This is a genomic window from Pseudoalteromonas sp. NZS11_1 (genome assembly GCF_015864275.1).
GTDB classification, from domain to species: domain Bacteria; phylum Pseudomonadota; class Gammaproteobacteria; order Enterobacterales; family Alteromonadaceae; genus Pseudoalteromonas; species Pseudoalteromonas arctica.
This window is the reverse complement of record NZ_JADYXK010000020.1, coordinates 1-13,180: the sequence shown is the minus strand read 5'-3', so window position 1 is coordinate 13,180 and position 13,180 is coordinate 1. Positions and strand designations below refer to the sequence as shown.

At 39.2% G+C, this 13,180-nt stretch carries 15 protein-coding genes; 8 read left to right on the top strand and 7 right to left on the bottom strand.

The annotated features are described in order from the left end of the window. Positions 1-15: 15 nt before the first annotated feature. The gene (locus I6F44_RS13975; protein WP_007583678.1) at positions 16-207 is read left to right on the top strand and encodes a DUF3185 family protein; all 192 of its coding nucleotides are present in this window, start codon (positions 16-18) and stop codon (positions 205-207) included. A 352-nt stretch (positions 208-559) separates the two neighbouring features. Here the strand turns inward: I6F44_RS13975 and I6F44_RS13970 are convergent, their stop codons facing one another. Then, a complete protein-coding gene (locus tag I6F44_RS13970; RefSeq protein WP_197173999.1) occupies positions 560-967 on the bottom strand; it encodes a MerR family transcriptional regulator in 408 nt (135 codons plus the stop codon). A 100-nt stretch (positions 968-1,067) separates the two neighbouring features. Between I6F44_RS13970 and I6F44_RS13965 the strand changes: the two genes are divergently transcribed. Together I6F44_RS13965 and I6F44_RS13960 are read left to right on the top strand one after the other, a co-directional pair. Next, entirely contained in the window at positions 1,068-2,306 is a 1,239-nt protein-coding gene (locus tag I6F44_RS13965; RefSeq protein ID WP_197173998.1) for an NADH:flavin oxidoreductase/NADH oxidase family protein, read from the top strand. 351 nt (positions 2,307-2,657) lie between these two features. After that, positions 2,658-3,824 carry an aldo/keto reductase gene (locus I6F44_RS13960; RefSeq protein WP_197173997.1) on the top strand — a complete coding sequence of 389 codons (1,167 nt, stop codon included), beginning with the start codon at positions 2,658-2,660 and terminating at the stop codon, positions 3,822-3,824. 460 nt (positions 3,825-4,284) lie between these two features. Here I6F44_RS13960 and I6F44_RS13955 read toward each other — a convergent pair whose 3' ends face one another. Then, positions 4,285-4,713, bottom strand: coding sequence for a PACE efflux transporter (locus I6F44_RS13955; RefSeq protein ID WP_197173996.1), 429 nt, complete (start codon positions 4,711-4,713; stop codon positions 4,285-4,287). 90 nt (positions 4,714-4,803) lie between these two features. Here I6F44_RS13955 and I6F44_RS13950 point away from each other — a divergent pair, with 90 nt between their 5' ends. After that, positions 4,804-5,685, top strand: coding sequence for a LysR family transcriptional regulator (locus tag I6F44_RS13950; protein WP_197173995.1), 882 nt, complete (start codon positions 4,804-4,806; stop codon positions 5,683-5,685). 37 nt (positions 5,686-5,722) lie between these two features. On the opposite strand, the gene I6F44_RS13945 is transcribed toward I6F44_RS13950, so the two are convergent. Beyond that, on the bottom strand, positions 5,723-6,625 hold the full coding sequence (locus I6F44_RS13945) for a LysR family transcriptional regulator (RefSeq protein ID WP_169044021.1): 903 nt from the start codon (positions 6,623-6,625) through the stop codon (positions 5,723-5,725). Between the two features lie 106 nt (positions 6,626-6,731). Between I6F44_RS13945 and I6F44_RS13940 the strand changes: the two genes are divergently transcribed. Beyond that, the gene (locus I6F44_RS13940; RefSeq protein WP_197173994.1) at positions 6,732-7,508 is read left to right on the top strand and encodes a DODA-type extradiol aromatic ring-opening family dioxygenase; all 777 of its coding nucleotides are present in this window, start codon (positions 6,732-6,734) and stop codon (positions 7,506-7,508) included. An 80-nt stretch (positions 7,509-7,588) separates the two neighbouring features. Continuing rightward, positions 7,589-8,266 carry a haloacid dehalogenase type II gene (locus I6F44_RS13935; protein WP_024591580.1) on the top strand — a complete coding sequence of 226 codons (678 nt, stop codon included), beginning with the start codon at positions 7,589-7,591 and terminating at the stop codon, positions 8,264-8,266. Positions 8,267-8,327: 61 nt separating this feature from the next. On the opposite strand, the gene I6F44_RS13930 is transcribed toward I6F44_RS13935, so the two are convergent. Then, a complete protein-coding gene (locus tag I6F44_RS13930) occupies positions 8,328-9,203 on the bottom strand; it encodes a LysR family transcriptional regulator (RefSeq protein ID WP_197100411.1) in 876 nt (291 codons plus the stop codon). A 114-nt stretch (positions 9,204-9,317) separates the two neighbouring features. Here I6F44_RS13930 and I6F44_RS13925 point away from each other — a divergent pair, with 114 nt between their 5' ends. Beyond that, positions 9,318-9,818 (top strand): lactoylglutathione lyase family protein, encoded by a 501-nt coding sequence (locus I6F44_RS13925; protein WP_007583656.1) that lies wholly within the window; start codon positions 9,318-9,320, stop codon positions 9,816-9,818. 226 nt (positions 9,819-10,044) lie between these two features. Here the strand turns inward: I6F44_RS13925 and I6F44_RS13920 are convergent, their stop codons facing one another. Both I6F44_RS13920 and I6F44_RS13915 read right to left on the bottom strand, forming a co-directional pair. After that, positions 10,045-10,425, bottom strand: coding sequence for a hypothetical protein (locus I6F44_RS13920; RefSeq protein WP_197173993.1), 381 nt, complete (start codon positions 10,423-10,425; stop codon positions 10,045-10,047). A 56-nt stretch (positions 10,426-10,481) separates the two neighbouring features. Beyond that, a complete protein-coding gene (locus tag I6F44_RS13915; RefSeq protein ID WP_121954816.1) occupies positions 10,482-11,282 on the bottom strand; it encodes a TIR domain-containing protein in 801 nt (266 codons plus the stop codon). 281 nt (positions 11,283-11,563) lie between these two features. Here I6F44_RS13915 and I6F44_RS13910 point away from each other — a divergent pair, with 281 nt between their 5' ends. Continuing rightward, a complete protein-coding gene (locus tag I6F44_RS13910; protein ID WP_121954815.1) occupies positions 11,564-12,496 on the top strand; it encodes a ChaN family lipoprotein in 933 nt (310 codons plus the stop codon). 274 nt (positions 12,497-12,770) lie between these two features. On the opposite strand, the gene I6F44_RS13905 is transcribed toward I6F44_RS13910, so the two are convergent. Then, on the bottom strand, positions 12,771-13,180 hold a 410-nt coding region (locus I6F44_RS13905; protein WP_197173992.1), incomplete at its 5' end, for a transposase.

Genomic DNA, 13,180 nt, shown 5'->3' with positions numbered 1-13,180 from the left:
AAACCAGAGGTGTTTATGAATAATAAGATTATAGGTATTGTTTTAATCGTTATAGGTATCGCTTTAATTATGTGGGGATATGACGTTTATGATGCGGCGGCTTCGCAGTTAAGCCGCGCATTTAGTGGTGATACACCAATAGAAGCATGGGCGGGTATTATTGGCGGTGCCATCTGTGTGTTAATTGGCATTAAAAAGCTTAAGTAACATAAATAAAATACAGCTTACTGGGGCTTGTTGACCTCTCAGGATAAAATTTGTTCAATCTAGGGGCTATTTAATCGCGGCGCGAGGTTTGTAATTTAGTGGGCTCGATAACTGCTCCTGCGTTATTCTAATGGCTTACATCCATGTAATAATAAGTAAAAACCGAGCTACAAAGAGTAAATTGCCCCTAGGCAGAACCCTTAGGGCAGCACATGTTTGGCATTTATACTACGTTATCGTCTGTTTATGGGGAATAACCACACTACATAGACTCTGCCTTGCCTAAATACCAAACATACTGCTGCAAATTTAACCTCAAAAGATAAACAGGCCCTGAATAAGCTGTATTAGTTTATTTGTAATCCATCACTTCTAGTAATTCATTTAATTTACTTTCTGGCAGGCATTCGCCTTTATCCCAATAAGAGTTTAGTAACGCAGTTAAACTGCCAATACGCTGTGACTTTTTCTGCATTTGCTCAATCAAAATGTCAGCTTCTTTTTGTTTTTTTTCTAAACGTTCGATTATTACTGTGTGGTTTAGCTCGCCGTTTTCGTTACGTAATAAAGGTATTTCGTTGAGTGAAAACCCCAAGCTTTGTGAAAATTTAATTAATTGCAGTTTTTCTAAGTTTTGTTGGGTGTAAAGCCTATAACCATTAGCACTGCGATTGGTTGGTGCTAATAACCCTTTGCTTTCGTAAAAACGAATAGTGCTGGCAGGTATGTTGGTAAGTTTTGCAAGTTCGCCTATTTTCATAACTAATAATAACTCCACTTTACATAAACTTAGTAGGTTGACCTTCAAGCTAACTTTAAGGTTATAGTTGTTTTAATGTCAATTTAATTAGCCAATAATTATGCGCAACCCTGTGTTTACCTCCTTTACCTTGCCAAGTGGTTTAGTATTAAAAAATCGTATTGCCAAAGCCGCTATGGAAGAAAACCTAGCACAAGAGGACCAAACGCCCTCCCAAGCACTTAAAAATGTTTATAGCGCATGGGCTAAAGGCGGTACAGGGCTAATTATTACTGGCAATGTAATGGTTGATCATTTAGCGATGACAGGCCCAGGTGGCCTAGTGCTTGAGCAAAGTACCGATATTACTGCCTTTGCAGAGCTTGCTCGTTTATCAAAGCAAAATAATTGCAAAGTGGTGATGCAAATTAATCACCCTGGTAGGCAAGTATTTAAAAAAATGGGTGGAAAGGCTATATCAGCGTCAAGTGTTGCACTTAATATGGGTAAGCACTCGCACTTATTTGGCGTACCAAAGGCAATGACGCAAACCGACATTGACGATGTTATTACCCGCTTTACGCAAACTGCACTACAAGCTGAAAAAGCAGGTTTTAATGGCGTACAAATACATGCAGCGCATGGCTATTTACTTGCCCAGTTTTTATCGCCACTTACCAATAAGCGCGACGATAAATGGGGGGGAAGTTTACAAAATAGAGCCCGTTTACTTCTCGAAATAACCCGCAGTATTAAAGCAGCTTGCTCCCCCACCCTTTCGGTTTCGGTAAAGTTAAACTCTGCAGATTTTCAACGTGGTGGGTTCGAACCCAGTGACGCGCAAGTTGTAGTGGATTTATTGAATGAACTCAATGTTGATTTTGTAGAGCTTTCGGGTGGTAGTTACGAAGCCCCTGCCATGCAAGGTAAAACAGGTGACGAACGCACACTTGCCCGCGAAGCATACTTTTTAGAGTTTGCAAAAGCGATTAGCCACCGCTCATCAATCCCAATAATGACCACCGGCGGCGTTAGTCGCTTATCTATTGCCAACAACGTGATTGAAAGTGGAGTGGCCATCGTGGGTATTGCTACTGCGCTTGCATACCAACCAAATTTACCAAACAAATGGCAAAATGAGCCACTGCAACTAGCCGTATTACCCAGTGTTACTTGGCAAGATAAAACCCTTGCAGGGCTTGCCACTATGGCACTGGTAAAAAGGCAAATACGCCGTTTAGGCCAAGGTAAACCTGTAAAAACAAACGCTTCACCAATATTTACTTTAATTAGCGACCAGCTACGTTCGATTAAATTAATTAAGCGTTACCGCAATCGCTTTGCTAGAGAGATTAACTAGGCTTTGGTATTCACTCTTTTTATACATTTCGGTTTTGTTTACTAATTTTTACACTTGAATAAATGTAACCATTTTTATGTTGCGTGAATGAGTATTAAGGCGTGCACCAATTTGGAAGTTTGCTTTTTTATCAAGCTATTAAAGTGCACTATTTTGTGCATATTAAAGTACTGTACGAGTAAAGAAAATAATCATTCTAAAATGTTAATTAAAGTGCGCGTTCAGCGTTTGTTAATTTAACCATCTTATTGAAATTATTGATATTTATTGTTTTTCTCCCGCTTGAGTTTGGTTGGTATTTATACTAGTTTATAGCGTAGATATTTAACCTTACTCAAGGAGAATAGTTACATGGTATCTCGCAGAAATTTTATTAAAGCAGGCGCTGCTTTAAGTTTAGGCTCTATTTTTAGTGCTTCAGCTTTGGCTGAACAATTAAAAGTAAAAATGTCTAACGGCAGTGTTATGCAAACTAAAGGATCAATAGATAAAAGCGCTGCTCTGCCCACAAACGATGTTACTAACGCTAAGCATTACCGGCCTGAATCAAGAATGGGCTTAGGCGGTCTTGCCGCTGGGAATGGCTTTAATACTATATCAAGCGATGCAGAAATTTTAACAATGCTAAATGCAGCATGGGATTCTGGTATTCGTCATTTTGATACGTCACCTTTTTACGGCTTAAGCTTAAGTGAAAGGCGCTTCGGTGATTTACTTCGAAACAAAAAGCGTGAAGATTATGTTTTATCCTCAAAAGTAGGTCGCCTTCTTACCCCTTCAGCAGAGCCTCTAGAAAATAGCTGGCATTGGGCTGATCACTCACCTTTTCATTATAAATATGATTATTCAGCCTCAGGCACGCGCCGTTCAATAGAAGACACGTTGCATCGTATTGGTGTCGCCTCGCTTGATATTGTTTATATTCACGATTTATCACCGCAAAATAGTGATATGGGAGATGATTGGCTTAAGTATTTTGATCAGGCAGCAAAAGGGGCTATTCCTGAGTTAACTAAAATGCGTGATGAAGGAATAATTAAAGGCTGGGGTTTTGGAGTAAATACACCTCATGCTATTTATAAAGCGCTTGATATGTCAGACCCTGATATTTGCTTACTAGCGCTGCAATATTCAATTTTAGATCATAAGCAGGCACTTGATAAAACCTTTCCTATGCTTGATAAACGAGGTGTTTCAGCAGTCATTGGTGCTCCGCTCAATGGTGGTTTTTTAGCCGGGCGTAATCGCTTTAATTATTCACCTAAAATTCCTGGGCCTATGCAGCAAAAGTTTAATGCAATAAGCGACATTGCATCTAAACATGGGGTTGATATTAAAACAGCTGCACTGCAATTCGCAGAGGCGCCTTCAACGGTATCCTCAATTATTCCTGGCGCACGCACGGCAGATCAAATTAAAGCTAATGTAGCCTCAATGAAAGTTACCATACCAAGCGAATTTTGGAGTGAATTGAAATCTAAACAGCTTATTGCAGAAAACGCCCCCATACCTGCATAACAAAATAGGTGTGCCATTTGCTTGGCACACCTAGTTATAGTCAGTGTGGTTGATTTTTAAGCAACGCTTAGTAGTAAGTATATTGTTTGTTGGGCATTTATATAAGCGCAGCTTGCTGGCGTTTGAAAACGAAGTTTTTAAACTTAGTTATTAGGTAGTCAAAAGCATTATTACGTGCCTATTACATATTAAGCGTATCGGTATCATGCTGCACTTCATCCTAGTGGTGAGAGCGTGTGGAACATATTGAAAGAGCTAAATATATAAAGCAAAAAGTTACTGTAAACCCCCATTACAGTTAGCCGGTAAATTGTACAAATAGTAAATTAGCACTACTTAGTCAATTGAGCAGTGCTAATTGGTTTAATTAAAAACCACATTTACCGTTATTTATTGCCATTGCGCTTTTGCCAAAACGATCTCAATACCCCACAACTTTGCTTTTATAAACTTAAAAATATCAAGCACATTGCGATTTATTAACCCATTTTTTGTAAGGTTGGTACTTATCGTACAACACATTAAAAATATACGTGTATATAAGTATAAAAACTAAAAAGCCAGCTTCTAATGCTGTAGCGGCTAGCCATGTAATATTTAAATACCAAGCAAGTATTGGCAGCGTTATTACTAACATACCCAGCTCAAAGCCACATGCATGCGTAATGCGGGTTACTAAACCTCGCTCGATTCGGTTATGCCCAACTATTTTATCAAACACTATGTTGTAAATGTAATTCCAAAGCATGGCGAAGATTGATAAACCAATACCTACTATTGCCATTTTTCCTGTTGCAAACCCACCAAAATAAACTGATGCAGGTACAACAAAAGATAATGCTATCATCTCAAATATTAGCGCCTGAAAAATACGTTCTGCTGTGTTCATATATAAATAACTTCTTAAGTTGATGACGATGGCTGTATTTTCATTCATTATAAAGATATGTGTTAGTTACTTAGTATCGGGAAAAGCGATATGTTTAGTATTGAACAGCTTCAAGCATTTGTGGCTACCGTTGAAGCTGGATCGTTTTCAGCTGCTGCGCGCGGTTTAAGTAAAGCGCAGTCGGTAATAAGCCAGCATATTATTAATTTAGAAATAGACTGTAATGCGACATTATTTGAGCGCACAGGGCGCTATCCACAATTAACCGAAGCCGGTAAACAGTTACTCCCCCAGGCTAAAGCCGTGCTTAATCAATACCAGCGATTAACAAACTCTGCATTAGCACTAAATGAAAAAACACCAACCGAAATCACTATCGCACTTGACGAAGGGATCCCGTTTAAAACTATCGCGAGTATTATTAGCAAGCTGCAAAGTAAGTATCCTTACGTATCGCTTGAGTTTTTAAGTGCATCCAGCCATGACATAATTGACATGCTAAACAGCGAAAAGCCTATAACGGGTATTATTTTTAGTGAATTAAATATACCGAGCTACTTAGACTATGAATGTATTGGATCGGTAAAATTTGATTTATATGTTGCTAAATCGCACCCTTTAGCGGGGATCAGATGTGAAAATATGGATGGCCTTCGGCTACATCGACAACTTCTTCTTCGTTCTCGCAATACGCAAACAAGTAGCTTTCAGCTAAAAATTAGCCCAGAGATTTGGTATGCCGATAATTACTTTGTATTACTCGAGCTAGCAATACAAGGTAACGGGTGGTGCTTATTACCAAACCATGTAGCTGTAGATGCAGTACAAAGTGGTGAGCTGGTTAAACTTCCTCTTGAGTTTGAAGAAATGGGTTGGTTGGCTAATGTTGATGTATTACTGCATCAGCAACACAGTAATCAAGAGGTGTTTAAAGTACTAAGAAATTTACTACGGAATTTTTTAAAAATTTAGCTTTTTATATAATGCCTGTTAGGCGGTTTACTTTTTATTACGCTAAATCCCAATAAGGAACATCGCCATAATAGCCACTAGTAAAATCAACAAATGCACGTACTTTACTGGGTAAAAACTGTCTGTTTGCATACACCATGTAAAGCCCCATCGGCTCGGGTTCATAGTCTTTTAAAATGCGCACTACTTTACCTTGAGCCAGTGCTTCCCCTGCTATAAATGTTGGCTGCATAGCAATACCACCACCCGCAATGGCTGTATTTAGTAGCAAATCACCATTGTTAGCCACAAAGTTACTTTCAAGCTTTAGTTCGCTTTTTAACTCATTAACTCCAAATAGTCGTTTTGTGGGCTCACTGTGGGAATAGCGTAAATAATTATGTGACTGTAAATCTAAAAGCGTTTGTGGCGTGCCATGGCGTTCTAAATAGTCGGGTGATGCAAACACCGCTAGGTGTATAGGTGCAATTTTTTTAGCTATCAACGTTGAGTTTTTTAATACACCAATGCGCAGAGCAATATCAATACCCTGCTCTACTATATCTACATATTGGTCTGTGAGCCGTAAATCTAACTTTAAATTTGGATACTGCTTTTGAAAATCAACCAACAAACCTGCTAAATGCTTAGTACCAAACGACATAGGCGCACTAATACTAAGCACACCCGATACATTTTCGCTTAAGTTGTTTAGTGAGTTTTCCATGTCTTCAATATCAATAACCACCTGCTGACAACGCTGATAATACTGATTTCCAGCCTCTGTAACACTTACTTTTCGCGTTGTACGGTGTAATAAACGCGTGCGTAGATTATCTTCCAATGCAGAAATATATTTGCTGACTAACTGCGGCGAAATATCGAGTTTATCGGCCGCTTTTGAAAACGAGCCTTCTTGCACAACGGCTAAAAAGGTCTTCATGGTGGTGAGCTTATCCATTTTTTAACAATGCTTTGTTGATAATGTATAAATAAGTATCATATTTATCGTCAAAATAGAAACTTATATAGTGTTTATAACGCATCTACTTGTTTAAGGTTTTAGTATGACTCAGCCTGCTTTATTTATATCTCACGGCTCGCCAATGATGGCTGTTCAGCAATCGGCTACGTCAGATTTTTTTGCATCATTAGGTCAAACGCTTAGTAAGCCTCGTGCTATTGTGGTGTTTTCTGCCCACTTTGATGAAGAGCACGATATAGTTATTACATCCGGAGATGCGCCGCATACTATTCACGACTTTTATAACTTCCCCAAGCCCCTGTATGAAATTCAATACCCAGCACCAGGAGACACTAAGCTCGCTAATACTATTAGTGAGTACTTTTACAAGGCGGGTATTAAAACGGTGCAAAGTGCAGATCAAGGATGGGATCATGGTGTGTGGATCCCGCTGCGCTTAATGTACCCAGCAGCTAATATTCCTATTGTTCAGGTGTCTATTAACACGCGTTTAGGCGTTCAGGCGATGTATAAATACGGACAGTTACTTGCACCACTGCGCAGCGATAACGTATTAATTATTGGCTCCGGCGGTATTAGTCACAATCTACGTGAAATATTTAAAAGCCCTGCTACACCTAATCGTGTTCAAATGGTTAATGAGTTTACTCATTGGGTTGAGCAAAAATTAATAGCGCAAAACACCCAAGCGTTACTTAACTATTTAAATGAAGCACCCCATGCTTTATTTAATCACCCTACCCAGGAGCACTTTTTACCTCTTTTTGCAGCGCTTGGAAGTAGTGACGGTAAAGCAAAAAAAATACATGAAGGTATAGAAATGGATATTTTGGCACTCGATGCTTATAAGTTTTATTAATTTGAGCGTTCGTTCAAATTAAGTTAAGCTGTAAGCAAGTACTCTAAGACCAACTTAATTTATTTTATTGCGGAGCAAACATGGCAACTACACTTGCATTTGACGTATACGGTACGCTAATAAACACTCACGGCGTACTGTCCTTACTCGACGACATGATTGGCGATAACGCCCAAGCATTTTCAAATACATGGCGCGAAAAGCAATTAGAGTATTCATTTAGACGTGGATTAATGCAAAATTATATTCCTTTCTCGCTATGTACAAAACACGCACTCGATTACGCCTGCTTAGCGCACAAAACCGAGCTAAGTGAAGATCAAAAGGGGCAACTGCTAGAGCTTTATAAAACGCTTCCTGCGTTCGATGATGTAAAAGCAGGCCTTGAGCAATTAAAAGCGAAAGATTACCGTTTGTTTGCATTTTCAAATGGGGCTGCCGACGCAGTTCATACCTTATTAGAAACCGCTGGCATTAGTGAGCTTTTTGAAGGGGTAGTAAGTGCCGACGACGTTAAAACCTTTAAACCAAACCCAGGGGTTTATAGCCACTTTTTACGCGAAACCAATTCAACAGGCGCAAACACGTGGCTTGTATCAAGTAACCCGTTTGATGTAACCGGTGCCATATCGCACGGTATGCGAGCAGCGTGGATTCAACGATCTAAAGATTCAATTTTCGATCCGTGGGAAATACAGCCAAATACTATTGCAACCGATTTACTCGATTTAAAAGCAAAATTAGAAAGCGTTAACTAATTTTCTATTCCCCCTTTTGCTTATGGTATTAAGTGCCGTGGGTGTAAAGGGGGTTTACGTTTTAACTATTTACTCCCGCCTTTATTAGCTCAATCACTGTATTCATACGTTTTGCCAACGGCCTATTTCGGTGATGGCACACATAAATAGATTCACTAACCGGACATTTTAAATGATGTGTTTTTATAAGTTGTGGTTTATTGAATGCGCCAACAGCATGAGCAGGTAATACCGTAAAACCCAGCCCTAAGCTTACAGGTTCTAGTATCAAACTAATTTGGTTAGAAAATCCCGTACGTCTTATTTGGTCAATATGCTCAAACTCACTGTAGTTTTCGCTTAGTAGTAGCTGCGCATGATGGCTTGCATCAGGATGAGCAATAAACCCTAGCTCACACAGGGTTTGCCAATTAGGCATGTTTATACCTGCAGGCGTTACAAGTAGTAGTGGCTCTTGGCTTATTTTATGGCTGGTTAGTTCGCTAAATGTTGGAGCTTGAGTTAAAAACCCGATGTCGGCACTATGGTTTGCTACAGCTTGTTCAACACTTACATTGGGCGCAAAGCGGTAATCAATAATCAGCTCTTTATGCTCAGATTGCAGTGCTAATAATTGATTATAAAACTTTAAACCACAACTGCCCGGAGATTGAATCTTTACCGCTCCGCTGTACGGCGAATCATCTTTTAATTGTTGTTCTAAAAACTGCCAATCTTTAAGAAGTAGGCTGCCCTGCTGATACAAGTTTTGGCCCTGAGGGGTAAGCGAAAACTGCTTACCATGGCGCTCAAGTAAAGCGCAGTTAACTTGTTGCTCTAGCTTTTTAATGTGCTGGCTTACACCAGATTGGGTCATATAAAGGCGTTCAGCTGTTTGGGTAAAATGATTTACCTCAACCAAAGTACAAAACGTATTTAACCATGTTGGATTTATCATTACAAAACGTACTCAAAATGATGATTAATGATAATTTTACTTAATGTTGGTCGATTCGTAAACTAACTCCATCAACTAGTCACAAGATAAGTCACAAGTTAAAGAGGAAGCATTATGAGTCATACATATCCACGTAGTTTTTCGCACATTGGTATTTCGGTTCCCGACGTTGAAAAAGCAGTCGAGTTTTACACTAAGGTTATGGGTTGGTACACCATAATGGAACCGACTTTAATTACCGAAGACAAAAGCCCAATTGGCGAAATGTGCACAGAAGTATTTGGCGAAAAGTGGGAAAAATTCAAAATAGCGCACCTATCTACAGGGGATCGTATTGGTGTCGAAATTTTCGAATTTAAAAACCAAGAAAACCCAAAAGACAATTTTGAATACTGGAAAACAGGCATCTTTCATTTTTGTGTTCAAGACCCTGATGTAGAAGGTTTAGCTGAACGTATTGTAGAAGCTGGCGGTAAAAAACGTATGCAAGCCCCTCGTTATTACTACCCGGGTGAAAAGCCGTACCGCATGATCTACATGGAAGACCCGTTTGGTAATATCCTTGAAATTTACAGCCACAGCTACGAGCTTATTTACAGCGCAGGCGCTTACTAAATAGCACTTAGCTAAAAACAAAGACCGCAGTATTTATTACTGCGGCCTTTTTGTTTCAGTTATAGAGTTTTTAAATACACTTCACCGTCTTCTTATTCTCTATAACTTGTTTTTGCTTAGCTTGTGCAGCATGTTTTGCCCTGAGTTGAAAATATTATCAACCTCCAGAAAAGCACTACCAATCGAACTGTGTCCTAGTGAACTTATGAACGACATAATGTATTTGTCAGGAACTTTTGCTCTTATCCACAAACAGGCTACATGTCAGTACCGCTGAGATTAAAAAACAAAACATTACGCTTAATGTAAATAATATAAAGTTTTCATTTTTTGATATAGCTCCTCCTTTAAGGAGTATTTCACCGCTATTAAGTGCATCTACTCCTACATAGATCATCAACGGAATTACAAAAAATGCATTGCTGAGCTTAATAAGTAAGTCCTTTGATGAAAGACTTACTAATTGAGAAGCTTCATGGTCTTCTTCGTCTCTATTTAATAGTTCGGCTTTTAATAGCTCAAAGCGTTCAGGGTACAAAGCCCTATCAATAGACGTAATAGCTTCTTGCAATTCGGTAACAGAATATTCTGAATAATTTGGTTCCATCTATTAAACCTTCTCCAGTGACTAGCGCCTGTGTAAGCGTTAGTCTTTGATACTTATTAGAAAAATGATTTTAAAGTGTAGCCACATTGAACTAACTCTTTTGCTACTTGGTTTTTCCATGCACCAGGATCATCAATAGTGACATATAAAACACCACTTATATCATTTGGAGTTTCAAGAGCCCCTTTAACTAAAGGGCAGACATTTTCTCGACCAAGCTTCGCAATAAGGTAACCATGTTCAAACACTACATTTTGTCGTGCTCTATTTTTTGGAGGGTTTGGCTCTGTTATAGCTCTCCCTAAATCACATGGAGTATATAAAACAAGAGCAAAATCAGCATCATTTGAATAATGTTCAATTTTTTCAATAATTGTCATTCCTGCGTTAGCTTGCTCATGCAGGATAATAGCTTCTAAACCAAGTTGCTCGACAAAGCGACTTACTTCTTGTTTTACTTCGTTGTTATGTCCATGAACAATAAACACTTTCCGTTTGTTACGAGGAACTTCTTTAGCTGGAGCCACTGGTGTATTTGTAGTAGTTGGCATTATTCCCTGAGTTGGTTGCCCGAACTCCAATTGATCTAATATTGGTGTGAACTCACCAGATAAATACGTACGTCTTTCGGCGTAACTACTAAATTTTGGCTGAATAAACCCCCAAAATGAATCTAAATTACGGTGCTGTCGTAACCACTGAGGAAGCATTGGTGCAAGATTAGAATTACTCAGCAATTCAGAGCGTAATGCTTCAAATTCACCTGAGTCAGATGCAAGTCCAGTTGCTCTTGCAGTGAGCAAATTCAAAAGGTAGCTAACCTTATCGAAATCCGTTTCTAAAAATTCAATACTCAATTAGATCTCCTATAATTCAATCTAGAACGTAAAAGCACAACAATTTTGCGTATATTCCTGCGGTTGTCACGCTCATTTTCTACTTTACACAGTTTTAACAAATTACCTAAGATATTGCTATCAAAAGCTATTTAATATTTACAAGCAAAGTTAAGGCATATAAATGCGCGTTTCGCTCATTTCCTTGATTATGTAAGTAAGCAGCAGTTTGGCTGGCTTAATAGGTATTACAAGTATATGATATTGATAATTATTTGCATTAAAGTGTTTTAAAGGTGTGTATGAAAAAGTCTATGTTAACTCTGGCGTTAGTTATGGGTTTGAGTGGTTGTAGCACAACAGCCATGGTGCCTAATAAAAGCTCATCGCTTTATTACACTGCGCTTTATAATGCACAAGCAAAGCCTGTTAGCTCTGTATTATTAGAGCCCAAGCTATTAAATGCCGATGTGGTTTTAGTGGGTGAATTGCATACACATCCGGGCGTGCATTTATTTCAGACTGAGTTATTCGAGCAATTAAGTGCAGGTAATAAACGCACTGCGCTGTCGCTTGAACAATTTAGCCGCGCCGATCAGCGTACTTTAAACCAGTATGTTAAGGGTGAAATTGGTGAGCAATACTTAATTGATAACACCCAAGCGTGGCCTAACTACAAAAGTGACTACCGTGCGCTGGTAGAGCTGGCAAAAACGAACAATAGCGATGTAATAGCTGCAAATGCCCCTAAAAATATTGTTACCTGTATTGGCAGGCAAGGCATAAGTTATGTAAATAAACTTGATGAAACACAGCAGAGCTTCATTGCAGCCACTATGGATACCTCAGCAAGTGATTATAAACAACGTTTTATGACCTCAATGCACCATGGCTCGCTGAGTCAAAACGAAAATTACTATGCTGCGCAAGTTACCTGGGATGAAACCATGGGGGAGTCTATCGTTAACTATTTAAATAATCATAAAGATACGCAGGTAATGCATATAGCGGGCGATTTTCATGTGAAAAATGGCGAAGGAATAGCGCGTGTTATTAAGCGTTTAGCGCCAGAGCTTAAGGTTGTGTGGATATCGCCGGTTACAAGTGTGCAATCTAACCAAACAGGATATCAGTTGCAAGTTAACCCTTTGCCACCCCGTTATGTACAAAAAGAACATCAGCAAGCCGCTTTTAAAGCGTTAGCCAAACGAGGCGAGCAAACAGCTTGCTTATAAAATAACGACATAGTTAGTGAATCTCTTAACCAGGGCTCATATATGGTCTCCTCCAGTATTGCAAGGTGTCATTCAACGATAGCAGGGACAGGTTTGTTGTCATATATACGGTCTTTTAGTGAAGATTATTACTTCTGACCTTGATGTAATCCGCGCATATTGTCCTGATCAGGTTATCGGTATTTACTACCACTGAACTCTATAGGTTTTCAATATGCAGGTTTGACCTGTTATGTCATCGTTTTAGCCACTTACGCAATTCTTTGAAGAGTATTTATACGGGTGAGTAACTCTCACCTGAAGCGCTAATAGCCCGAGCCATTCTCGCCATCTTGTTGGCATAAGCTACACACGCTCGATTATGCCCTCGAGTTTGAACCAGTCGGTTTATCCATTGACTTAATTTATCATTCTTCGTTTTTGCTCTTGAGACAACAGCTTTTGCTCCTTGGATCAACAGGCACCTTAAGTAGCCATTTCCTCGCTTACTTATCCCAAGTAAAGTATCTTTTCCGCCACTACTGTGTTGACGCGGAACGATACCTAAAGACGCTGAAACATCACGGCCTCTTTTATAGTTACTGCCATTTCCAACTTCATTGAAATAGGCGCTTGATACCATAGGACCAAATCCAGGTATTGTTTGGATCCGTTGGCAAATATCATTATTTTTTGCTGTTTCAA